This is a genomic window from Pseudomonas sp. NPDC089996 (assembly GCF_044748405.1).
Taxonomy (GTDB): domain Bacteria; phylum Pseudomonadota; class Gammaproteobacteria; order Pseudomonadales; family Pseudomonadaceae; genus Aquipseudomonas.
In genome coordinates, this window is sequence record NZ_JBIVGA010000005.1 from 80,795 (window position 1) to 104,152 (window position 23,358).

Consider the following 23,358-nt stretch of genomic DNA (forward strand, 5'->3'; position numbering starts at 1 on the left):
TCCGACGCTTCCCACACTCCCCATCAGCGCCCTACTCCAGGATCGTACCGTCGATGCGTCGCACGTTCGTTTCGCTTTGTGTGCTCCACGCTATCTCCCCGCTGGCCTTTGCCGAGTCCGAGTCGCTCAGCGACAGCGGCCAGATCGAACTCCAGGCCCTGAACATCACCAGCAGCGCCGACAGCGAGCGCGCCGATGGCCCGGTGCAGGGCTACAAGGCCAACCGATCGGCCAGTGCCACACGCACCGACACGGCCCTGCACGAGACGCCGCAGTCGATCAGCGTGGTGCCCAAGGATGTGCTCGAAGACACCGGTGCCACTCGCCTGCAGGACGGCCTGGACTATGCCGGTGGCGTCGGCCGCGCCAATAACTTCGGCGGCCAGGGCCTGACTACTTTCACCGTGCGCGGCTTCACCACCGGTGAGTTCTACCGCAACGGCTTCCCGATCAACCGCGGCTACCCCAACGCACCCGATGCCAACACCGTCGAGCGCCTGGAAGTGATCCGCGGCCCGGCCACCAGCCTGTATGGCCGTGGCGACCCCGGCGGCACCTTCAACGTGGTCAGCAAGCAGCCACTGGTCGAGCCCAAGGTGACCCTGGGCAGCCAGTTCGACGACCAGGGCATGCACCGCGCCACCCTTGACGCTACGGGCCCGCTCAACAGCGACGGCTCGCTGGCGTATCGCCTGAATGTGCTGGGAGAAGGCGGCGACAGCTTCCGCGACGATGTGGAAAGCGAACGCTACGACGTCGCGCCGGTGATCAGCTGGCAGGTCAACGACGCCACGAAGGTGATCTTCGAGGGCGACTTCATGCGCAACAACCACCCGCTGGACCGTGGCCTGACCCGCCTGCCTGGCCAAATCGGCACAGCCTCGCGCGACACCAACATCTGGGAAAAAGGCAGCGACAACCTGCTGCACAACGACAACGATATGGCCCAGTTGCGCTTCGAGCACCTGCTCAACGACAACTGGACCCTGGGCGGCGGCATGCAATGGCTGGACGGCTCGCTCAAGGGCAACGCCGTGGAAGCCAATGGCCTGCAGGCCGATGGCCGCACCCTGGGGCGCAACTTCAACTACCGCAAGCTGGAGTGGACCGACCGCGACTACCAGCTCAACCTGACCGGCCACTTCGACACCGGCGGCTGGGCTCATACCCTGCTCACCGGCATCGAATACGAAGACTACGACTACAACTCGATCATCCAGCGTTCGGCTGCGGGTAGCGGCGCCTACCCGATCGACATTTTCGACCCGGTGCTGGGCCAGCCACGCCCTGCCCTGACCCGCACCACCACCTGGGACAAGGAAAACCTTCAGACCTGGGCTGCATTCATCCAGGATCAGGTGGCAGTGACCGAACGCCTCAAGGTGCTGGCCGGCGTACGCTTCGAACGCTTCGAGCATGACTACGACAACAAGCTGAACAACGCCGGTGATTTCAACAAAGGCGAGAACGGTGTCACCCCGCGCTTCGGCCTGATCTACGACCTGACCGACACCGTTGCCGTCTACGCCAACACCGCGCGCTCGTTCAAGCCCAACAGCGGTGCCAGCCTGCAAGGCACTGGCTTCGACCCGGAAAAAGGCAAGTCATACGAGCTGGGCGTGAAGTGGGAAGCGCTGGACCGCCAGTTGAGCGTGGACGCGGCGATCTACCACATCGTCAAGGAAAACGTGCTGACCCGCGACCCGAACGACCCGAGCGGCACCTACAGTGTCCCGGCCGGTGAAGTGCGCAGCCGCGGCCTGGATATCAATATCGCCGGCAACCTGACCTCGGAATGGCGGATGATCGGCGGCTACGCCTACGTCGACGCCGAGGTGACCAAGGACAACACGATCCCCACCGGGACGCGCCTGGCGAACATACCGCGCAACAGCTTCAGCCTGCTCAACACCTACGAGTTCCAGGACGGGCTGGCCAAGGGGCTGGGGCTAGGGGTTGGCGTGAAGTACGTGGATGACCGGGCCGGGCAGACGGCGGCGAGCACCTACACCATGGAGCGCTACAGCGTGGTCGACCTGCTGAGCTTCTACAAGGTCAACGAGCATGTGCGCTTGAATCTGGACGTGAAGAACGTGTTCAACAAGGGGTATGACGAAGGGGCGTTCAATACCTACGTGTACCCGGGGGCGCCACGCACGGTTCAGGCTGGGGTTGCCTACACCTTCTAGAATGCTGGGGCCGCTTCGCGCCCCTTTCGCGACACAAGGCCGCTCCTACAATTACGGCGCCATCCGTGAGGTCTGCGCTGTACTTGTAGGAGCGGCCTTGTGTCGCGAAAGGGCGCGAAGCGGCCCCCGACATCAGAAGCCTTTGCTGTAGAACAGCGAGTACGACTCGATCCCATCGTTGGGTTGCTTGATGCCAGCGTTGGAGTAGTGGATTGCACGCACGCCAACCTTCTGCTCACCCGGCAGCTTCAGGCCAAAGCCGATGCGGTCTTCGAAGTTGAACGCCGACCCCATGCGCTGGTCGCCCACGTCGGTCTTGGAGAACACTGCCAGGCCAATGCCCGCTTCGAGGTAGGGGGTGTAGGTGAAACCGTTGAATTCATAGGTGAACACCGGGCTGAATGACAGCGAGTGAGCTCCGCTGGCGTCGCCTCCTTCCCAGTAGGTGTAACCGGCATCCCAATAGCCGGTCACGTAGCCAATATCGCTTTCCAGCCACTTCTTGTCCCAGTCGAACGACAGGCCGATACGGTAGGTCATATCGCCCTGACCGGTGGCCCCCACGGCACCGGAAACCTGCGCGGCCTGGGCCAGGTTCGCACCGGCAAGGGCCAATACGGCGGCAGCCAGCGTGCTGGCGAAACGGGTATTCATCAATGACTTCTCCTGATGGTCAACACGAGCAAATCGTTGCCGACGGGCAACGTCTGCAGGCAGATGGGGGCTTGAGCCCCTCGACTTTTCCGGTGATCGGTGCATCCAGCCGGTCACACGACGTAATACTTTTCTGATTATTGTCCAGATAATCAGAAAGTTGAAAGTCAATTGCCACTATTGTCTGATTCAGTCGTATTCGGCTTCGTCATGCTCACCCAGCAGGCGGCGCTGACGAGGTGTCGCCTGCTCGAGCACCTGCGGGTTGAACTGCCAGCGCAGGTACGGGGAAAACTTCTGCGCCACCATGCGCCGGCCGTAATGCACCTGCAGCATGTCTCGCACACGCGTGCTGCAGTTGGCCCCGCCGCTGTGCCAGACATCGCTGCGAAACACCAGCACATCACCCGCCTGGCACAGCACCGGCTGCGCCTCGTGGTTCCGCCATCGCTGTTCGCCGGGCTGCGGAGGGCGCGCAGCGCGGTGGCTACCGGGCACGATCCAGGTGGGGCCTACGTCGAGGTCGATGTCGCTGAGATACAGCTGCGCGGTGAGGATGTGCGCAGGCAGGCTGAAATCGCTGCGCTCACGTAGCCAAGGCGGCAGCGCCAGTGGCAGGTGATCCAGATGCAATGCCATGCCGGGGTAGCCTGGGTGGCTGCGCCAGGCTGTCTGGCCGATGACATGGCAATCCTCGCCAAGCACCGCTTCGGCCAATTCGATCACGGGCGGCAGGTCGAGAAACGGCAGCCATAACGGGTTGCGATTGAAGACGCATTTGTAATGTTCCAGCAGCCCCTGGTAATCCCAGTGAATGGGCTGCAGGTCATCGATGGCGCAGCGCAACAAGGCGATGCGCAGTGGTTCGAGTACGCCTGGGAGCCACACGTAGCCTTGCACGTGCAAATGCTGCAGCTGGCCATCGATGTTCATCAGCCAGCGCTCACCGCCAGTTCAGGTTGGCCGTGACCGGTGCCTTGCCGCTGACGCTCACCTGTTGCTGGACGGTGGTGCCGTTTGCCTGGCCGATGACCTTGTACTGGCCCGGCGGCAGTTGCACATAAAGCAATGGGCCGGCGTCCTGCACGCTCAACAGCGACTTGCCCTGTGCATTCTGGATATCGACCGTGGCGCCGCTCTGGAACTTGCCATCCGGCCCGGTCGAGAGCTCGACATGCAGGTCGTAGCCTTTGGTGTTGCGCATGGCATTGGCTTCGTCCTGGCCGATGCCGCCCTCCAGGTAGCGGATGCCGTTCTGCTCCTGGGGCTGCAACTGCACGGCTTGCATGTCGATGGGCGCGTTCAGGTCCGCCGCTGCGGCCAGGGTCCACGGCATCGCCAGCGTGATCAGCAATGTCGCGCCCAAAGCATAGTGATGGTTACGCATGGTCAGCTCCTCCTCAAGGAGATGGCTTACCTGACGTTTGACCCTCTCAAATGCGGACGTTCACGCCGCTCGGCGCTCTTCGAGGAGTTTCACGAACATGCTCAGGCTGCGCGAAACGGTGCCACGACGCCACACCAGCCAGGTCTTGAGGTAGCGGAACTGTTCCTGCATCGGCCAGGCGCAGACCGTGCTGCAGCCGGGCATGTTGTCGAGCATGCTGCGCGGCAGCATGGCCAGCCCGGCGCCGGCGCTGACGCAGGCGAGCATGCCATGGTACGACTCCATTTCGTGGATCTTGCCCGGCACCGCCTGGTCCTGGACGAACCAGTTCTCGAAGTGGTGGCGGTACGAGCAGTTGGCTCGGAAGGCGTAGATGCTCGCGCCGTTGACGTCCTGGGCACGGGTAACAGGGGTGTGGTTGAGCGGCGAGATGATCACCATCTCCTCCTCGAACACCGGCATGCCTTCGAGCGTGGGGTGCAGCACCGGGCCATCGACGAAGGCCGCCACCAGGCGCCCCGCCAACACACCTTCGAGCATGGTGCCGGAAGGCCCGGTGGACAGGTCGAGGTCGACCTTGGGGTAGCGTTGGTTGTAGGCGGCCAGCAGGGCCGGAATGCGCACCGCCGCCGTGCTCTCCAGCGACCCCAGGGCGAAGGTGCCCTGGGGGTCCTCGCCGGCCACGGTCAGCCGCGCCTCGTGTACTAGGTCAAGAATGCGTCGGGTGTATTCAAGAAAGTTCCAGCCGGCCGGTGACAGGCGCAGGCGGCTTTTTTCGCGGATGAACAGCTCGACGCCGAGATCTTCTTCCAGCTGCTTGATGCGCGTGGTCAGGTTCGACGGCACCCGATGGATATGCTGGGCGGCGGCACTGATGCTGCCCTGTTCTGCCACTGCCTTGAAGATCTCCAGTTGCACCAGGTCCACGGTCATTCTCCAAACGTGAATGTTTCGCTCATTATTATTCAGTTTTCATTAAAGCCATAGCCCACTAGTCTGGCGTCACTGATTAACAACAACGAGAGTCTCCAGCCATGAGTGCGATCAGCAGCCTGACCCACGCCATCTCCGTCGACCCCTTCAGCGGCGAGCAGATCGGCGCCTACCCGTTCGACACCGACGCCGCACTGGAAGCGGCGCTGCAACGTGCCAAGGCTGGCTACAGCCAGTGGCGCCAGGTGTCGCTGGGTCAGCGCAGCGAATACCTGCTCGCCCTGGCCAGCACCCTCGAAGCCAAGGCCGAAGCCTTCGCGCAGATGATCAGCCGCGAAATCGGCAAGCCGATCGCCCAGGCCCGGGGTGAAGTCGGCAAGTGCGTCGGCCTGTGCCGCTGGTATGCCGAGCACGGCCCGGCGATGCTTGCCGCCGAGCCGACCCAGGTCGAAAAGGCCCGCATCGAATACCGCCCGCTGGGCCCCATTCTCGCGGTAATGCCGTGGAACTTCCCGGTCTGGCAGGTGCTGCGCGGTGCGGTACCGGCGATTCTGGCGGGCAACACCTACGTGCTCAAGCACGCGCCGAACGTGATGGGCAGCGCCTACCTGCTGGGTGAGCTGTTCAAGGACGCCGGTATTCCCCAAGGCGTGTTCGAGGTGCTGAACGTCACCCCGGAAGGTGTCACCCGCGCCATCAACGACGTGCGCATCGCCGCCGTGACCCTGACCGGCAGCGTGCGCGCCGGCATGGCCATCGGCGCCCAGGCGGGTGCGGCGCTGAAGAAATGCGTGCTTGAACTGGGCGGTTCCGACCCGTTCATCGTGCTGGCCGATGCCGACCTGGACGCTGCCGTGCAGGCCGCCGTGATTGGCCGCTACCAGAACACCGGCCAGGTCTGCGCCGCTGCCAAGCGCCTGATCATTGAAGAGAGCGTTGTCGAGGCATTCACCCGCAAGTTCGTCGAAGCCACGCGCAAGCTGAAGCTCGGCAACCCGCTGGAAGATGATACCTACATCGGCCCGATGGCCCGTTACGACCTGCGCGACGAGCTGGACGGCCAGGTGCAGGCGACGCTCGCCGAAGGCGCCACCCTGCTGCTGGGCGGCAACAAGGTCGAAGGCGTGGGCAACTTCTACGCACCGACCGTGTTCGCCAACGTCACGCCGGACATGACCGCCTTCAAGCAGGAACTGTTCGGGCCGGTAGCGGCGATCATCACTGCACGTGATGCCGACCATGCAGTGGAGCTGGCCAACGATAGTGAGTTCGGCCTGGCGTCGACCATTTACACTGCCGACTATGCGCTGGCCGAGCGCATGACCGCAGCGCTGGATACCGGTGGCGTGTTCATCAACGGCTACTGCGCCTCCGACCCCCGTGTGGCGTTTGGCGGGGTGAAGAAGAGTGGTTTCGGGCGTGAGCTGTCGCACTTTGGTGTGCGCGAGTTTACCAATGCCCAGACCGTGTGGCTGGATCGCAACTGATTCATCAACTGGGGCTGCTTTGCAGCCCTTCGCGGGCACGCCCGCGAAGGGCCGCAACGCGGCCCCAAATCTTCAATCCCGGACCTGGTCCTTGACCCAGTCCAGCATCCCCCCCGGCACGATCAGCTCATGCCGCGCCCGCGAACAGGCGGTATACAACCCCGCCAGCATCCGCGCCCGCTCGTTGCGGTTGCCCGCCGTGGTCGGCGCCACCATCAGCTCCGGCGACACCATCACCCGGGCGAATTCCATGTTCTTCACATCGCGCACCCGCCCAAGAAACAGCTTCGGCGCCTTGTCCCAGCGGTAGCGGCTCTTGGCCTTGGCAAAATGCTCGGCGGTATACCCTTTGCGCAGCATGCCGGCCACGGCGACAAAAGCCTTGTCGTCGCCCTTGTCCTGTTCCAGCGCCTGCCAGCTAGGGTAACGGAACAGCATCGGGTGGCGTGCCCGGGTGCCGAAGCGGTACAGCTCGATGCAATCCTCGACAAACAGTTCGAAGTCCTTGCGCGCACTTTGCAGCAGCACGAAGGGTACCCCTTGGTGGGTCAGGCGCTGGAACCAGCCGAACAGGCCCCATTCATCATCGACGATCAAGGCGGTCGGTTGCTCGGGCACCGCCACCGTGTCGAAGAAGCTCACCCGGGTGTAATGCTCGGCACTGCCGCTGAAGGCTGCCTGAATGGCCGCCGGGTGCGCCTGAATCAAGGGGTTCAGCACGCCGTCCATGGCCGGGCCGGCGCGCAGCGAATGGTCGATGTAGCGCTGGCGGATGAAATGGCCATGGTGCGGGCTGAGGCCATTGAGGTTCTGCAGATCGTCGCCCAGGGCGATGACCGACTGCGGGCTGCGGTCGAGCACCGCGAGCATTGGCGCAGACAGTTCATGGGCTTCGTCGACGATGACGTGGCTGTAGCGGCTGTCGATCACCTCGGCAGTCAACGACAACAACTTGACCCGGTGGTAGTCGCGCACCGGCAGCTGGATCTCGCGCGCCGAGGGGCGAATCAGCTCTTGCCAGTACAGGCGGGCCTTTTCCAGCAGCACTTCCTGGTCCAGCGGCGTGGTCCCCGGCCCGGCCCAGGGTAAGTGATGCAGTTGCAGCTGACTGTCACCGCTGCGACAGAAGCTGCGCACGGCCTTGATGCACAGGGCCACCACATCGCATGCAGCGAGCGGGCCGATGTCGGGGATGTTCAGCCAGCGCACCACCTGCGCCTCCTGCGGACGCCAGGACAACTTGGTGCGGTACGGGTCGCGCAGCCGCCAGCCGTTGCTGGTGAGGTCACGGTTGAGGATTTCGTCGGCAAGCTGGCCGAAGGTCAACGCGGTGTAGGCCTGGGCATCCTTGACCCGAGCCTTCAATGCCCGCAGCTGGCCTTCGGTGAGGGCCAGCAAGAGCGTGCGCTGGGGGTCGAGCAGGCGTGCGAACTGGTGGATCAGGAACGTCTTGCCGGTACCGGCGAAACCTTGCACGGCAACCGATTCGTCGACGCCGCTAAGAAACTCGCGCAGCAAGCGGTTTTGCTGGTCGCTGAGCAGCAGGTCGCTGGCCAGCGATGGCAGGTACACCGGATGCAGCGGCGTCACGCGCTGGCGGTAGGTGTCAGCGAACTGGAAGTTCCACTGGCCATCGGCGTCCAGGCACTCGTCGGCCTGGTACTCGGTTTCGGCCGATACCAGGCCGACGCCGTTCTCGCCCAGCATGCCCAGCCCCATGGCAAACGCCTCGCGGTCGAAATGCTGTGCTACCTGGCCCTGGAAGCGCCCCGGGGCGGCGCCCTCGACCTCATTGGCGATGCGCACGATCTCGGCGAAGCGGCGTTCCTGCGCGTCCGCCGAAGCGCTGGCCGGCTGGCGCGGCAGGTTCTGCACGAACAGCACGGCGGCCGCCTCCAGCAGGCTGGCGCTGGGGAAAAAGTCGGTGGCGGTGAGCGCGCTGGCCAGGCGGTCGGCCTGGTCGCTGGGCAAAGGCAGGTAGAACATCGGGACCTCGGGTGGAAACTGCCGGGCACGATAGCAATTTTCCAATGGGAATGCTGGGTTGTCTGTACTGGCCTCTTCGCGGGTGAACCCGCTCCCACAGGTACTGCACTGCGCTCAATGCGTGTGGTCTCTCTGTGGGAGCGGGTTTACCCGCGAAGAGGCCAGTACAGGCAGTTCACTATTCAACCCCTGCGCCGCTTGAGTGTCTCACTCGGAAACTCCTTGAACAACTGCCGGTAACTCTCTGAAAACCTTCCCAAATGCCAGAACGACCAACGCATGGCCACCTCGGCCACGGTCACCTCACCACCGCGCAACAAATCCCGCCGCGCGCCGTTGAGCCGGCGCAACCGCAGCCAGTGCGCCGGCGGCATCCCGGTGAACGCCTTGAACGCCTGCTGCAGCTGGCGCAGCGACACGCCGGCCACGTCGGCCAGCTCCACCAGATTGAGGGTTTCTTCCGGGCAGTCTGCCGCCCACTCGCTGACCCGCTGCATGATCGCCCGCTCCTCGCCGCGACGCCCCAGCGCTCCGCCCTGCAAGCGCTGGCAGGCGTTGTCGAGGATGAACAGGCAGTCCTCCAGTAACTGCTCGGCCAGAGCCTGCCCTTGCAGCGGGCAGTCAGCCTGGCCAAGGCGGGTCAAGGTGGCGCTCAGCCAGCTGCCGAACAAGGCATTCTGCCCGCTGCCCAGCGGCACCATGAACAGGCCGTCGAGCCGCTGCGGGTCCAGGCCATGGCTGGCGAGGAAGGCCTGGTCGAACACCACCGCCACCTCCTGGTAGTTCTCTGGCGTGATCCAGATGTTGCGGCTCTGTTCGTTAAGCAGGTACAGGCTGTTCTCGCTCTGGTCGAAACAGAACGCCAACGAACCGCTCGGCGCACGGAAGAACTGCTCGACCCGGGTATTCAGGCGCTCTTCGTACACCTCCACGCCATCGAGCCCCAGGCAGCGCAGCTGGCCGCTGAAATGCCCTGGCGACATCTGCCGGTATTGCTGCTGCCAGCCGGGGGTGGCGCGCACCTGTTCGGTGACATCCGAGGTGTGGAAAGCCTGCACCTGCAAGGCATGGGGCGTTGTCACGCTTTATCCTATTTGCACTCTTTTGGTGCATTCATTGCCGAAGAAAGTGGATAGATGGCTTCGCGGGCCTGCGAGCAAGATAGTCTCCAGCGCGCCACCTGGGAAGTCACCGGCACTTACCGCGCACATAAAAACCCAACCAAGAGGTCTGTATGAACGCCCCTTTCGATCAGCTGTCCACCTGGCTGAAAGAACACCGCATCACCGAAGTCGAATGCGTGATCAGCGACCTGACCGGCATCGCCCGCGGCAAGATCGCACCGACCGCCAAATTCCTCCACGAACGCGGCATGCGCCTGCCAGAGAGCGTGCTGCTGCAAACCGTTACCGGCGACTACGTCGATGACGACATCTACTACAACCTGCTCGATGCGGCCGACATCGACATGATCTGCCGCCCCGACCCGACGGCGGTCTACCAGATTCCGTGGGCGATCGAGCCTACCGCCATCGTCATCCACGACACCTTCGACAAGCAGGGCAACCCGATCGAGCTGTCGCCGCGCAACGTGTTGAAGAAGGTGCTCAAGCTCTATGCCGACCAGGGCTGGCAGCCGATCGTCGCGCCGGAAATGGAGTTCTACCTGACCAAGCGCTGCGAAGACCCCGACCTGCCCCTGCAAGTGCCGCTGGGCCGCTCGGGCCGCGCCGAAAGCGGGCGCCAGTCGTTCTCGATCGACGCCGCCAACGAATTCGACCCGCTGTTCGAAGACGTCTATGACTGGTGTGAACTGCAAGGCCTGGACCTGGACACGCTGATCCATGAAGACGGCCCGGCGCAGATGGAGATCAACTTCCGCCACGGCGACGCGCTGGACCTGGCCGACCAGATCACCGTGTTCAAGCGCACCATGCGTGAAGCCGCGCTCAAGCACAACGTCACCGCCACCTTCATGGCCAAGCCGATCACCGACGAGCCGGGCAGCGCCATGCACCTGCACCAGAGCGTGGTCGACATCGCCACCGGCAAGCCGGTGTTCGCCAATGACGATGGCAGCATGAGCGAGCTGTTCCTGCACCACATCGGTGGCCTGCAGAAGTACATCCCCAAGCTGTTGCCGATGTTTGCGCCGAACGTCAACTCGTTCCGCCGCTTCCTGCCGGACACCTCGGCACCGGTGAACGTCGAGTGGGGCGAGGAAAACCGCACCGCCGGCCTGCGCGTACCCACCTCCAGCCCCGATGCCATGCGCGTCGAGAACCGCCTGCCGGGCGCCGATGCCAACCCTTACCTGGCAATCGCCGCCAGCCTGTTGTGCGGTTACCTGGGCATGGTCGAGAGGATCGAGCCAAGCGCGCCGGTACAGGGCCGTGCCTATGAACGGCGCAACCTGCGGCTGCCGATCACCATCGAGGACGCGCTGCAGCATATGGAAGATTGCGAGACCGTGCAGCAATACCTGGGCAAGCAGTTCGTTCAGGGCTACGTGGCGGTCAAGCGCGCCGAGCACGAGAACTTCAAGCGGGTGATCAGCTCCTGGGAGCGTGAGTTCCTGCTGCTGAGCGTGTGATTACCCTGGGGCGCCAGGCGCGCCCCCTTTTGCACCCCACTCGAAAAACAAGACCAACGAGGTGTCCACATGCGTCATCTGCAAGCCCTGATCCCCGCCACATTCGCCCTGCTGTTCGGCGCTGCCGCCCAGGCCACGCCCAGTGTGAGCGTCTACAACTGGACCGACTACATCGGTGACACGACCCTGGCCGACTTCCAGGCCAGCAGCGGGATCAAGGTCGTGTATGACGTGTTCGACTCCAACGAAACCCTGGAGGGCAAGCTGCTCGCCGGCCGCACAGGCTACGACGTGGTGGTGCCTTCGAACCACTTCCTGGCTCGCCAGGCCCAGGCCGGTGCGTTCCTGCCGCTGGACCGCAGCAAGCTGCCGAACTGGCAGCACCTGGACCCGAAGCTGCTCAAGCAGCTCGAGCAGAACGACCCAGGCAACCAATATGCGGTGCCCTACCTGTGGGGCACCAACGGCATCGGCTATAACGTGGAAAAGGTCAAGGCTGCGCTGGGCATCGACCATATCGACTCCTGGGCGACCCTGTTCGAACCGGAGAACCTGAAGAAGCTCAAGCAATGCGGCGTGGCCTTCATGGACTCGCCCGACGAGCTGTTCCCGGCAATGCTCAACTACCTGGGCCTGGACCCGCGCAGCGAAAAGACTGCGGACTATGCCAAGGCAGAAGCCCGCCTGCTGGAACTGCGCCCGTACATCACCTACTTCCACTCCTCCAAATACGTCTCGGACCTGGCCAACGGCGATATCTGCGTGGCCTTCGGCTATTCCGGCGATGTGTTCCAGGCAGCCAACCGCGCCGTGGAGGCGAAAAACGGGGTCAAGATCGCCTACAGCATCCCCAAGGAAGGCAGCAACCTGTGGTTCGACCTGCTGGCGATCCCCAAGGACGCCAACAACCCCGAACAGGCCCTGGCTTTCATCAACTACCTGCTCGACCCCAAAGTGATCGCCAAAGTCAGCGCCACGGTGGGTTACGCCAACGCCAACCCGGATGCCCAGGCCTACATGGACCCATCGCTGGTCGACAACCCCGAGATCTACCCACCCCAGGCGGTGCTGGACAAGCTGTACATCTCCAGTACCCCGAGCCCGAAGATCATGCGCGTCATGACCCGCTCCTGGAGCAAGATCAAGTCCAACCGCTGAGCCGAGAACGCGCCATGCCTTTCGATACCCAACATACTGCGTCGTACTACGCCGCCACGGCACGTAACGCGGCGCCCTATCCCTGCCTCGACGGCGAACTGACGGCTGACGTGTGCGTGGTCGGTGGCGGCCTGACCGGGGTCAATACCGCGCTGGAACTGGCCGAACGCGGGCTCGACGTGGTGCTGCTGGAAGGCCGGCGCATCGGCTGGGGCGCCAGCGGGCGCAACGGCGGCCAGCTGATTCGCGGCATCGGCCATGATGTCAGCGGCTTTGCCCGCTACGTCGGCCAGGACGGTGTGCGCTACCTGGAGCAGGCCGGCATCGAGTCGGTGGCCCTGGTGGCACGGCGCATCGAACAATACGCAATTGCCTGCGACCTGCGCTGGGGCTTTTGCGAGCTGGCCAATACGCCGGCGCAGTTCGCTGCGTTCAGGGATGAACAAGAAGCGCTGGCCAGGCTTGGCTACCGCCACGAAACTCGCCTGATCGGGCCAGAGGCCATGCACGGGATCGTCGCCAGCGACCAGTATGCCGGCGGCCTGGTGGACATGGGCTCGGGTCATCTGCACCCGCTCGACCTGGTCCAGGGCGAGGCGCGCGTGGCCCAGGGGCTGGGGGTGCGCATCTTCGAGCAGAGCCCGGTGCTGCGGATCGAGCATGGCCCCACGGTGACCCTGCACACGGCACGGGGCAAGGTGCGGGCGCAAAGCCTGGTACTGGGCTGCAACGCGCACCTCGACGAGCTGGAGCCACGGCTGAGCGGCAAGGTGCTGCCAGCCGGCAGCTATGTGGTGGCCACCGAGCCGCTGCCTGAGGCGCTGGCCAGCCGGCTGATCCCGCACAACATGGCCCTGTGTGACCAGAAAGTCGGCCTTGATTACTACCGCCTCACCGCCGACCGCCGCCTGCTGTTCGGCGGCGCCTGCCACTATTCCGGGCGCGACCCCAAGGACATCGCGGCCTACATGCGGCCGAAGGTGCTCAAAGTGTTCCCGCAACTGGCCGAGGTGCGCATCGACTTCCAGTGGGGCGGCATGATCGGCATCACTGCCAACCGCTTCCCGCAGGTGGGGCGGCTGAGCCAGCACCCGAACGTGTTTTATGCCCAGGGCTATTCCGGGCATGGGCTGAATGTCACCCACTGGACGGCGAAGCTGTTGGCCGAAGGGATCGCGCAGCGGCAGAGCCAGGGGCTGGATGTATTCAGCGCAGTGCCACACCTGACATTCCCTGGCGGCAAGGCGCTGCGTTCGCCGTTACTGGCATTGGGTATGTTGTGGTATCGCTTGCGGGAAGCGTTTGGGTAAGCGGGCGCAGGCCTATAAATCAGATTAACAAAATCTTCTAACTGTCTGATTTATAGGCTTTTAATCATAAAGCTTAAAACCGCATAAACAACTTAAAGAATTGCCTGTAAGCCCTTGCTTGCAATGACATTTAGCAACTTCAAGGCAGGGCCTGCCGGACGCGTTTCACCCTGTTCCCATTTGCGTACCGTAGAGGCGCTGGTATGCAGATGCAAGGCGAACACAGGCTGACTGAAATTCAGCGTTTCTCGCAGGTGGCGAATATCCAGCGCACTGAAATCGCGCACGGGGGCAGGACACAGCATCTCGAAATCCCGCAGCGTGACCTTGCCAACAGCCCCTGCCTCATGAAGCGTGGTTAAATCTTCACGCAACGATTCAATCAATTTGCTGCTCACAACAGACCTCCATCAAAACTCCTGATTGCAATGCCAGCCTCAAGGCAACCGGGCACAGATCCAGAAAAACCTTCCCGGCAAAGCGCAACGCCTTTTGTTCTTCCAGCGTGATGTTGGCCTTGTCGCTCTTGGAGTCCTTGCGCTTGAGCATCTCCATGAGCGGTCTCCTAACCATACCCGTTACGGGCATAGCTTTCCAACATCTACAGCAATTGCATAGGTAGCACATTCGAGATGTAAGGTAGGAAATATCAACACTCCGCACTGCCCGCGTCAGCCCGGCCATTGACAGGAGCCGGTGGCCCAGGCCGTTGGCTGGCCAGTCAGCTTGCCGGCGAAACCCCGGTCAACATTCGACGAACGCCACCGCCAGGCCGCCGCGCGAAGTCTCTTTGTAGTTGGCATGCATGTCGGCACCGGTATCGCGCATGGTGCGGATCACCCGGTCGAGCGAGATGAAGTGTTCGCCGTCACCACGCAGGGCCATCTGCACCGCATTGATCGCCTTCACCGCCGCAATCGCATTGCGCTCGATGCACGGCACCTGGACCAGCCCGCCGACCGGGTCGCAGGTCAGCCCGAGGTTATGCTCCAGGGCGATTTCGGCGGCGTTTTCCAGTTGCGGCGGTGTGGCGCCCAGCACTTCGGCCAGGCCCGCGGCGGCCATCGAGCACGCCGAGCCGACTTCGCCCTGGCAGCCGACTTCAGCACCGGAGATCGACGCATTCTTCTTGCACAGGATGCCGACGGCAGCAGCAGCCAGCAGAAACGCCACCACATCGTCGTCGCAGGCGCTGGGGTTGAACTTCATGTAGTAGTGCAAAACGGCCGGGATGATGCCGGCAGCACCATTGGTGGGCGCGGTGACCATACGCCCGCCGGCGGCATTCTCTTCATTGACCGCCAGGGCGAACAGGTTGACCCACTCCATGGCGCTCAAGGTCGATCCGATCACATTGGGCTGCCCGGCTTCCTGCAGGCTGCGGTGCAGCCGTGCGGCTCGGCGCTTGACGCTGAGCCCACCGGGCAGGATGCCTTCGTTGCGCAGGCCGTTGGCGACGCAATCGCGCATCGCCGCCCAGATCCGCAGCAGGCCTTCGCGCACCTCGGCTTCCGGGCGCCAGGCGCATTCGTTGGCCAGCATCAGTTGGGCAACGCTCAACTGATTGGCCTTGCACAGGGCAAGCAATTCGGCCCCGCTGGAAAACTCGTACGGCAGGTGAACGGCATTGGCCTCGGTGTGCGGTGTGTCGATCTCGGCCTGCTCGACAATGAAGCCGCCACCGATGGAATAGTAGGTCTGCTGCAACAGACTGCCCTGCCCGCCCACGGCCTCCAGGGTCATGGCATTGGGGTGATAGGGCAGGCTCTCGTCCAGCAACAGCATGTCGCGGGCGTATTCGAACTGCAGCGGATGGCTGCCATCGAGCATGAGGCACTGCTCCTGCAGCAACTGATGGATGCGCGGTTCGATGGTGGCCGGGTCGATGCGATCCGGCCACTGCCCCATCAGGCCGAGCAGGCAGGCGCGATCGGTGGCATGGCCTACCCCGGTGGCGGAAAGCGAACCGTACAGGCGCACTTCGACACGCTGCACCTGCGTCAGCACGCCCTGCTCGCGCAATGCCTGGGAAAAGCTCGCTGCCGCCCGCATAGGGCCTACGGTATGGGAACTGGACGGGCCGATGCCAATCTTGAAAAGGTCGAAAACACTGATAGCCATGCTAATGCCTGACCGTGCCGGCGCTAAAAGCTGCCGCACGGTTATCTGAGAAAATTGAACGGTACTGCGAATTTGCGCGATACTGCCGTGCTCATCGGCAGATGACCAACGAAACTTCCTAAGCAAGGCTTTAGCGGTACTAAACGATGCGGCGACAACTCAATGGCCAGATGTTCGTCTGGCTGCATGTCTTTTCCTGTGCGGCGCGGCACCTGTCGTTCACCCGCTGCGCCGAAGAACTGCACATCACCCCCGGCGCGGTGAGCCAGCAGATGCGCCAGCTGGAAGAGCGCCTGGGCTACAAACTGTTCCTGCGCCGGGCGCGGGGTGTCGAACTGAGCGCCGAGGGCCAGCGCCTGGCGCAGACCGTGACCGAGGCCTACGGCAGCATCGAGGCCGAACTGCTGCGCCTGGATGCCGGGGAAATCCGCGGCACCTTGCGCCTGCGCTCGATTCCTTCGTTTCTGGCCAAGTGGCTTACGCCCCGCCTGCCGCGCTTTCAGCAGCGCTACCCGGACATCGAGCTGTGCCTGGTGGCCGAAGACAGCGCCCAGGCCCTGCACCCTGGTGACTTCGACCTGGCCATCGACCTCAACGACGGCAGTTACCCCGGCATGCTGTCGACCCCGTTGCTGGACGAACAGATCTTTCCGGTCTGCTCCCCTGCGCTGCTGCGTGGCCGCCCACCGCTGCATGGCCCGGCAGACCTGGCGCACTACCCGCTGCTGCACGACATCACCGCCTGGCGCGGCAGCTCGGAGTACGCGGAATGGGAGTTCTACCTGGAGGGTATCGGCGCCACCGGGCTGGATGTGCGCCGTGGGCATACCTTCAACCGCAACCACCTGACCATCGAAGCGGCGATCGCCGGCATCGGCGTGGCCATCGCCCGGCGCACACTGCTCAATGACGAGCTTGAACGCGGGGCGTTGATCGTGCCGTTCGGCGCCCCCATCGCCAATCACAAGCGCTACATGGTGCACTACCCGCCGGGCGGGTTGAACCAGCCCGGCGCCCGTGCAGTGCATGACTGGCTGGTGGAAGAGGCCCAGGGCTTTCGGGCCTTGCACCCACTGGCGCTGACCCCCTGATCACTCGGCGGCGATGTGCTTGATGTCGAAGTTGAACGAAGGCACATAGCCGGTACCCAGCAAATGCGGGCATTGCGAGGCCTTGAAGTCATCGCTGAGCAAGTCCTGCGTACTGTCGTAGCCGGGCATGGAGATCCCGGTCATGTTCAGCAGCGTATGCGGCAGCGAGGCGATGCTGACCTGCTGATCCTCCCTGGCTTTCAACTTCTGAAGTTTGCCCGCTTGCTCCGGCGAGAGGTTGCCGGTGGACCAGACAAACGCCGAGGTCGACAGGTCGTATTCATTGCCCATGCCATGGCCCAGCAGGTTGCGGCTGTCATCCAGAAGGTTCTCGCCGTGGTCCGATGAAAAAACCAGCAGCGCTTTGCGCTGGCTCGCCGTCAGTTGTTGCATGATCGTCGACAGCAACCAGTCGGTATACAGGACCGAGTTGTCGTAATCGGCGGTGATCCGGTCTTTCTGGCTAGCGCTGGCTGGCTTGAACTGGGCAAAGTCGTTGGGGAACCGCCGCGCATACTCGAAGTGGCTGCCCTTGATATGGATGAATATCGCCTGCCGCCGCCCATTGGCTTTGCCCAGCACGTTCTGCACCACCGGGATCAACGCACCGTCATAGCTGCGCTCGAGGTATTGACGGTATTGAGCTTCTGCGGCGATCTGCGGAATGATGCCGCCAAAGCTGTCCACCTCCTGCGACGACAGCCAGTAGGTGTCGTAACCGGCGGCGCGGAGGATACCCACCAGTGATTTGTTCGAGGCGATCAGGTCCCAGTTGCGAATGGGCTCCAGGCTGAGCAGCGAAGGCACGGCAACCGAGGTGTAAGGCGCGGTGGTGCACATGCGGTTGAACTTGAACAACCCCGGCTGCTGGTCGAGGTGGGGCGTGGTCCTGTTGGGGTAACCGTATAACGACCAGTTGTGCGGGCGCGAAGATTCGCCAATGACGAACACCAGCGTCTCGATGTCGGCCTGCTCCGAAATGCTGGTGATCTTCACCTGCGACTCCAGGCGCTGTTTCACATATCCCTTGGACTCCACATACAAGGCCGCCGTCAGGCCGATCTGCGACAGGTAGCCCACTGGCGTGCTCTGGTCTTTCGCCACCAGGTCCAGCACGGCACCTTTACCCAACGAGTTGACCTTGACGGTCTTGTAGAAGTAAGCCCCATAGCCCAGCAGCAAGCCGCTGAGCGCCAGGGCAAAAATGGCCCTGTTGCGGTACAGGCGACGCCCGTGCAAGCCGGCCAGCCCGGCGCCATAGCACACTGCGAACACGGCCAGGATGCCGGCGATCGAACGCCAGTAGGTGGCGAAGAAGTCCGTCGCCTCCTTGTAGTTGGTCAAGGCTATGAACAAATAGGCCGCGGTCAGGCGCGAACCGAAGTTCAGCACCACGAACAGGTCGATGCTCGCCAGCAGGTAGAAAGGCAACAGCAGCAGGTGCACCTTGAACTGGTTGGCGGATACGAAGCGGATTGCCAGCAGCCACAAAAATGAAATGGCAAAGGTGTACAACACCAGCAGGTCGATCTTCGCGCATTGGCAGTCCGCCAGCAGCCTGGCGAACAGCGGCGAAAACAGAAACCCCCACAGCACCAGCGACGGCCACTCGGCTGCCAACAGCCTGGCAGCACCTGCCCTCCCCGCTGACAAGTTGCTCATACCCCCTCCCCAAAGCCACGCCGAATGTCGGCGTCAATAAGCTTGCTTGCCAGTGAAGGCATTCACCGTTCGCACCAGGATCACGAAGTCGAGCCACAACGACCAGTTGTTGATGTACTCGATATCCGAGTTGACCCGCTGGATCATCTGCTCGATGTCCTTGGTTTCGCCCCGGTACCCGCGCACTTGCGCAAGGCCGGTCATGCCGGGCTTGATGTTGTGGCGGGCGAAGTAGTCGACGATGTCCGGCGAATACAGCGTGTCGTGCTGCAAGGCATGGGGCCGCGGGCCGACCAGCGACATGTCGCCGGTCAGCACATTGAACAGTTGCGGCAGTTCATCGAGGCTGGTGCGCCGAATGAATGCCCCGACCCGGGTCAGCCGCGGGTCATTGCGCTGCGCCTGTGCGACCACACCGTTTTCCGGTTGATGCACGTGCATGCTGCGGAACTTCCAGATACGGAACGATTCCCCGGTCCAGCCTGTGCGGGACTGGCGGAAGAACACCGGCCCCGGGCTGTCGAACTTGATGATCAGCGCGACCGTCAGCAATACCGGCGATGCGCACAGCAAGATGAGCGCGGCCAGCACGCGGTCTTCGAGGTTTTTCAGGAACAGGCTGGTGCCGGTCAGTGGCGTTTCCGACAAGGTCAGCACCGGTATCCCGGCAATTTCACGCACGCTATGGTTGATCAGGCGCAACGAGAAGATATCCGGTACCCAGTTGACCGCAATGCACTTGTCGAGCAACTTCAGGTACACATCCTGAATGACTGCCGAGCCCCCAAGGGGTGTTACCAGGTACACCGTGCGGATGCCATGTTGGGCAATGATCTCGTCCAGGTCGGCAATGCTGCCCAACACCGGCAGACGCTGTTTTGCATCCTGCCCCTCGCGCCCCTGATTCTCTTCCTGGTCGACCCAGATGCAGCCCATCACCCGCTCGCCGAACCACGGGTTGTTGCTGATCTTCTGATAGAGGAAGTTGGCCAGGTCGCCATTGCCGATGATCAGCGCATTATCCAGCCGCGCATGGGCCGTGAAGCGCTTCTGCAACTCGCGCATGGCCACGTGCAGGAACAACTGGACGATATAACCGATCACGAACAACTGGACGACCAGCAGGCGCGAGTAGGTTTCGCTCTGCTTGGTCAGGAAGGCGATGACCACCAGGAAACAGAACGTCGCCGACCAGGCCTTGAACAGCCTGAAAGCCTTGACCGAAAGCCCCACGTTGCTCCGGTAGATGGCATAGTGGTCATAAATGACCGCCAGCGCACCGATCAGCAGCAGGAGCATGATCACATAGTCCGAGGTGATGTAACCGAACTGGTCGTAGATCAGGTACCACGCGACACTGGTGACGGCAATCCCGTCGAGGCCCGCCTGGATGGCGTTACTGACGCTACTTCTTCGCTGGAGCAACGACCGACTGCTTCTGGGTTCGAACACCATCGTAAGGCCTCACTGACTGTGTGTGGCAATTGCCGGACCATCACAACGAAGCGATGGAAACTCACCTCAGGTACCTGAAAAACCTTTGAAAATGTGCGACACGGTGCCCCGCATCGTTTGATATCACTGTAGCAGCACCCTGCGTTTGCGGCGGGGCAGATTGGCCTCCCCGACAGGCAGCACTCAGCTTCGTCGCTGCACCCCATGCACAGGTGCCCTGGCATACCGCAGCGCTCGCAACAGGAACAACGGATTGCCAACCACATAACGTGTGAACAGCCGCTTCGGCTCTTTCAGCAGCCTGAAGACCCACTCACCGTTCAGCCGTCGCACCCAGTGAGGCGCTCGCGTTACCTTGCCCCCCAGAAAGTCCACGATGGCCCCGCCGCAGACGATCAGGCAGGGGTTGTCGAGCGCGGCCAGCCGCACCGCGAGCTGTTCCTGCTTGGGCATCCCCATGCCCAGCACGATCAATGCTGGCTGGTGTTGCCGGGCAAGGTCGAGGTAAGTGTCGACCTCGGCAAAGCCATCGTGCCATGATACCGCGTGCACGCCATACTGCACTTCGCAGCGCTGGGCAGCCTCGGACAGGAACGGCTCGCGCGTCCCCCAGAACGCAACGCGCCGGCCATTGAAGGCCGCCAACAGCTTGGGGATGAAATCCGTGCCATTCATGTTGAGCCCGGGAGCCGAGCCGAGGCGCCGCAGCAGTATTGCCATGCCGGCACCGTCGCGCAGCAGCACGTCGGCCGCCCCCAGTGCCTGGCAGTAATCCGGCTTGCCGGCGACCAGGTTCATGGCATGGGCGTTGACGAAGCCCAGCACGGTGGGGCGCTGCGCCGAACAGAGCGACGCCAGCAGCCGTTGCTCGTCTGCTGCATCCTGTACCAGCCGCAGTCTGCCCATGATCGTCTTCCAGCGTTGCAGCCAGCCCTGATCTGCCATCAACTGTCATCCCGTTTCGAACGCACCCAGTCCACCTGGCGCTTGAGCAGGAACCCCAGATACAGGGGAATCTTCCTGGCGGCATAGAACGGCGCATACAGCAGTACCGAAAACGGGATCAGCTCCCGCGCAAAGCGCAGCCACGCCAGCAGCACGGCAGTGCCCAACAGGCCCAGCGCCACGGTGGCAAGCAGCGCAGGCAGCAGCAGGCCGAAAATCCAGAATGCCAACCAAGTGACAGCGAACAGCACCATGAGCAGCAATGACAACAGCGCCAGCGGCGGCACCACCAGGTCCGCGGCCATGCCCAACAGCGGCCAGTTGCGTTGCACCAGCGCGCGCCCCAGGAACCTCGGCCCCTCGGCCAGCACAACCCCCAGGTGACCATGCTCCCAACGTTTGCGCTGGATGTTCAGGCCTTCCTGGCTGGAGGGGAAGTGACTGTTGACTACAGCCTCCGGGCAGAACAGGGGCGGTTTGCCGAGTGCGGCACACTCCAGGCCCAGCTTCAGGTCTTCGACCAGATGGCCGGTTGCCAGGTTGACGTCCGACAAGTCTTGCCAGACAAATGCCATGCCCGAGCCCATCAACTGGCAGGGCAAGCCCGCCCGCGCCCAACCACGCGGGCGCACCAGGTTCTTCACTCGCCAGGCAAAAGCCGCAACCTGCACTTTCAACCCTGCTCCCGCCGGAGCATGCATCAGATACAGCGCTTGCGCGGGCCGGGCATTGTCGACGCAACAGCGCGCCAGTCGCTCGAGCGCACCCGCGCCTGCCTGGCAGTCCGCATCGATGATTATCAGTACGTCGGGGGGCGACTGGCGCAGGTGTTGTACGCCGAAATCCAATGCATAGCCTTTGCCCCGCCGCTGCTGATCCTGGCGCTCGACCACCTGCGCGCCCGCCGCGCGGGCCAGGCTTGCGGTCTGGTCGGTGCAGTTGTCCGCGACCACCAGCAGTTCGTCGCCTTCACGCAGTTGCGGCCTGATGCTGGCGAGCGTGGAGGCGATCAGCGATGCCTCGTTGTGCGCGGGCACCAGCACCGCGACCCGGACATGAGCGCCTTGCCGGACAACCCGCGCAGGCGCAGGCAGGCAGGCCAGCAGCACCTGGATGAACAGCACCAGTGTCGGCAACAGGAGCAGCACCGCCGCCAGCGCCAGCAACCCGCCCAACAGGGCCATCATGCCGGCACCTGGAAATGGCCGATCAGTCTGGCTGCCTCGGTATCGATGTCGTGGCGCTGCAGCACGCGCTGGTAAGCGGCCTCGCCCATGCGCTGCAGTGCCGGCACCGGTTGCTGCAGGCAGTCGAGCATGGCCTCGGTCAACGCCTCGACCGAACCTGCCGGGAACAGCCAGCCGTTCTCCCCCTGGCGTACCAGTTCGGGAATACCGGCCACGTAGGTGGTAAGCACTGGCCGCCGCAATGCCATGGCCTCCATGATGACCACCGGCAAGCCCTCGGCGAAGCTGGGCAAGACCAGGGCCCGCGCGGCAAGGATTTCATCCCGCACCTGCGCGCTGCTGATCCAGCCGGTGATGCGCACCTGCGCCTGCAAGCCGTGCCGGGCGATCTGCGCCTCGATCGGGCCCCGCAGTTCACCGTCGCCTGCCAGTACCAGTTCGAAGGCCACACCTTGGCTCGCCAAGGCGTGTGCAGCCTCGATCAGCAGCAACTGGCCCTTCTGCTCGCACAGACGCCCGACGCAGACCAGCCGGGGCGCCTGCGCGGGAGCCTGCGCAGCGCCTTCGTGGAAGCCACGCTCCAGGCCGCAATGCACCACCTTGACCTTGCCCCAGTGTTCATGTGCGACCCAGCGGAACAACTGGCTGCGCCCGTACGAACTGACGGCGGCAACGAATGCTGCCCGGCTCACCTTCTCGCCCAGGTGCAGAAGCTGCGCCTTGTCGAACTCTTCCGGCCCATGCACGGTGAAGCTGTAGGCGGGCCCGCCCAGGGCATTGGCCAGCATGACCACCTCGGTCGAATTGGTGCCGAAATGCGCGTGCACATGCTCGGCAGCCGATGCCTGCAGCCACTGCACCACCCTGCACGCTTCGGCCAGGTAGACCAAGTGGTAGGGCCACGGGCGATCAGCGCGCCAACCCAGGCGAAGCGCCAGGTTCAGGGCTGCAAGAAACCGCCGGGGCTGTGCCCGTATCACCTCGTAAAGCGGCTTCAGCAAGCCCCGCAACCCCTCCTGCAGCACATAGCGGGTCTTGTCCCGTTCGGCCAGGTCTTCGGCGTCGTGCAGTTCGGCATCCCAGCCACGCAAAGCGATTCGTTGAACCTCGATGCCCTGGCGCTCCAGCGCCAGTATTTCGCGGCGGATGAAACTGTGACTGACCTTGGGATACTGATTGATGAAATAAGCAATGCGCATA

Annotated in this window: 20 protein-coding genes; 6 read left to right on the forward strand and 14 right to left on the reverse strand. The window is 63.2% G+C overall.

Features of this window, described 5'->3' with window-relative positions; genetic code table 11:
- The first annotated feature begins 53 nt into the window (after positions 1 to 53).
- On the forward strand, positions 54 to 2,189 hold the full coding sequence (locus ACIPW4_RS10505) for a TonB-dependent siderophore receptor (protein ID WP_400657393.1): 2,136 nt from the start codon (positions 54 to 56) through the stop codon (positions 2,187 to 2,189).
- Between the two features lie 132 nt (positions 2,190 to 2,321).
- Here ACIPW4_RS10505 and ACIPW4_RS10510 read toward each other — a convergent pair whose 3' ends face one another.
- From ACIPW4_RS10510 to ACIPW4_RS10525, 4 genes are all read right to left on the reverse strand, one after another.
- Positions 2,322 to 2,843: an acyloxyacyl hydrolase gene (locus ACIPW4_RS10510; protein WP_400657394.1), complete on the reverse strand. Its 522-nt coding sequence runs from the start codon at positions 2,841 to 2,843 to the stop codon at positions 2,322 to 2,324.
- A gap of 189 nt (positions 2,844 to 3,032) precedes the next feature.
- On the reverse strand, positions 3,033 to 3,776 hold the full coding sequence (locus tag ACIPW4_RS10515; protein WP_400657396.1) for a phytanoyl-CoA dioxygenase family protein: 744 nt from the start codon (positions 3,774 to 3,776) through the stop codon (positions 3,033 to 3,035).
- A 10-nt stretch (positions 3,777 to 3,786) separates the two neighbouring features.
- Entirely contained in the window at positions 3,787 to 4,230 is a 444-nt protein-coding gene (locus ACIPW4_RS10520; protein ID WP_400657398.1) for a carboxypeptidase regulatory-like domain-containing protein, read from the reverse strand.
- Positions 4,231 to 4,290: 60 nt separating this feature from the next.
- A complete protein-coding gene (locus ACIPW4_RS10525) occupies positions 4,291 to 5,157 on the reverse strand; it encodes a LysR family transcriptional regulator (RefSeq protein WP_400657961.1) in 867 nt (288 codons plus the stop codon).
- A 107-nt stretch (positions 5,158 to 5,264) separates the two neighbouring features.
- On the opposite strand from ACIPW4_RS10525, the gene ACIPW4_RS10530 reads away from it, so the two are divergent.
- The gene (locus ACIPW4_RS10530; RefSeq protein WP_400657400.1) at positions 5,265 to 6,650 is read left to right on the forward strand and encodes an aldehyde dehydrogenase family protein; all 1,386 of its coding nucleotides are present in this window, start codon (positions 5,265 to 5,267) and stop codon (positions 6,648 to 6,650) included.
- Between the two features lie 72 nt (positions 6,651 to 6,722).
- On the opposite strand, the gene ACIPW4_RS10535 is transcribed toward ACIPW4_RS10530, so the two are convergent.
- Complete coding sequence (locus ACIPW4_RS10535) at positions 6,723 to 8,636, reverse strand: hypothetical protein (protein ID WP_400657402.1); 1,914 nt, start codon at positions 8,634 to 8,636, stop codon at positions 6,723 to 6,725.
- Positions 8,637 to 8,818: 182 nt separating this feature from the next.
- A complete protein-coding gene (locus ACIPW4_RS10540; protein ID WP_400657404.1) occupies positions 8,819 to 9,718 on the reverse strand; it encodes a helix-turn-helix domain-containing protein in 900 nt (299 codons plus the stop codon).
- A gap of 152 nt (positions 9,719 to 9,870) precedes the next feature.
- Between ACIPW4_RS10540 and ACIPW4_RS10545 the strand changes: the two genes are divergently transcribed.
- The 3 genes from ACIPW4_RS10545 to ACIPW4_RS10555 all read left to right on the forward strand — a co-directional run bounded on the left by ACIPW4_RS10545 (position 9,871) and on the right by ACIPW4_RS10555 (position 13,697).
- Positions 9,871 to 11,229: a glutamine synthetase family protein gene (locus tag ACIPW4_RS10545; protein WP_400657405.1), complete on the forward strand. Its 1,359-nt coding sequence runs from the start codon at positions 9,871 to 9,873 to the stop codon at positions 11,227 to 11,229.
- 69 nt (positions 11,230 to 11,298) lie between these two features.
- Positions 11,299 to 12,387, forward strand: coding sequence for a polyamine ABC transporter substrate-binding protein (locus tag ACIPW4_RS10550; RefSeq protein ID WP_400657407.1), 1,089 nt, complete (start codon positions 11,299 to 11,301; stop codon positions 12,385 to 12,387).
- Positions 12,388 to 12,401: 14 nt separating this feature from the next.
- A complete protein-coding gene (locus tag ACIPW4_RS10555; protein ID WP_400657408.1) occupies positions 12,402 to 13,697 on the forward strand; it encodes an NAD(P)/FAD-dependent oxidoreductase in 1,296 nt (431 codons plus the stop codon).
- 92 nt (positions 13,698 to 13,789) lie between these two features.
- On the opposite strand, the gene ACIPW4_RS10560 is transcribed toward ACIPW4_RS10555, so the two are convergent.
- From ACIPW4_RS10560 to ACIPW4_RS10570, 3 genes are all read right to left on the reverse strand, one after another.
- A complete protein-coding gene (locus tag ACIPW4_RS10560) occupies positions 13,790 to 14,095 on the reverse strand; it encodes a helix-turn-helix domain-containing protein (RefSeq protein ID WP_400657409.1) in 306 nt (101 codons plus the stop codon).
- Positions 14,076 to 14,252 carry a hypothetical protein gene (locus tag ACIPW4_RS10565; protein WP_400657410.1) on the reverse strand — a complete coding sequence of 59 codons (177 nt, stop codon included), beginning with the start codon at positions 14,250 to 14,252 and terminating at the stop codon, positions 14,076 to 14,078. Before ACIPW4_RS10565 ends, ACIPW4_RS10560 begins: the two co-directional genes overlap by 20 nt.
- A gap of 189 nt (positions 14,253 to 14,441) precedes the next feature.
- The gene (locus tag ACIPW4_RS10570; RefSeq protein WP_400657411.1) at positions 14,442 to 15,818 is read right to left on the reverse strand and encodes an L-serine ammonia-lyase; all 1,377 of its coding nucleotides are present in this window, start codon (positions 15,816 to 15,818) and stop codon (positions 14,442 to 14,444) included.
- Positions 15,819 to 15,964: 146 nt separating this feature from the next.
- On the opposite strand from ACIPW4_RS10570, the gene ACIPW4_RS10575 reads away from it, so the two are divergent.
- A complete protein-coding gene (locus ACIPW4_RS10575) occupies positions 15,965 to 16,909 on the forward strand; it encodes a LysR substrate-binding domain-containing protein (RefSeq protein ID WP_400657412.1) in 945 nt (314 codons plus the stop codon).
- Here ACIPW4_RS10575 and ACIPW4_RS10580 read toward each other — a convergent pair whose 3' ends face one another.
- The 5 genes from ACIPW4_RS10580 to ACIPW4_RS10600 all read right to left on the reverse strand — a co-directional run bounded on the left by ACIPW4_RS10580 (position 16,910) and on the right by ACIPW4_RS10600 (position 23,357).
- On the reverse strand, positions 16,910 to 18,571 hold the full coding sequence (locus tag ACIPW4_RS10580; protein WP_400657414.1) for a phosphoethanolamine transferase: 1,662 nt from the start codon (positions 18,569 to 18,571) through the stop codon (positions 16,910 to 16,912).
- 33 nt (positions 18,572 to 18,604) lie between these two features.
- On the reverse strand, positions 18,605 to 20,026 hold the full coding sequence (locus ACIPW4_RS10585; RefSeq protein ID WP_400657416.1) for an undecaprenyl-phosphate glucose phosphotransferase: 1,422 nt from the start codon (positions 20,024 to 20,026) through the stop codon (positions 18,605 to 18,607).
- A 183-nt stretch (positions 20,027 to 20,209) separates the two neighbouring features.
- Complete coding sequence (locus tag ACIPW4_RS10590) at positions 20,210 to 20,971, reverse strand: WecB/TagA/CpsF family glycosyltransferase (RefSeq protein ID WP_400657417.1); 762 nt, start codon at positions 20,969 to 20,971, stop codon at positions 20,210 to 20,212.
- Positions 20,971 to 22,158, reverse strand: coding sequence for a glycosyltransferase family 2 protein (locus ACIPW4_RS10595; RefSeq protein ID WP_400657419.1), 1,188 nt, complete (start codon positions 22,156 to 22,158; stop codon positions 20,971 to 20,973). Before ACIPW4_RS10595 ends, ACIPW4_RS10590 begins: the two co-directional genes overlap by 1 nt.
- Positions 22,155 to 23,357, reverse strand: a complete 1,203-nt coding sequence (locus tag ACIPW4_RS10600) for a glycosyltransferase (protein ID WP_400657420.1) — start codon at positions 23,355 to 23,357, stop codon at positions 22,155 to 22,157. Before ACIPW4_RS10600 ends, ACIPW4_RS10595 begins: the two co-directional genes overlap by 4 nt.
- Position 23,358: the final 1 nt, after the last annotated feature.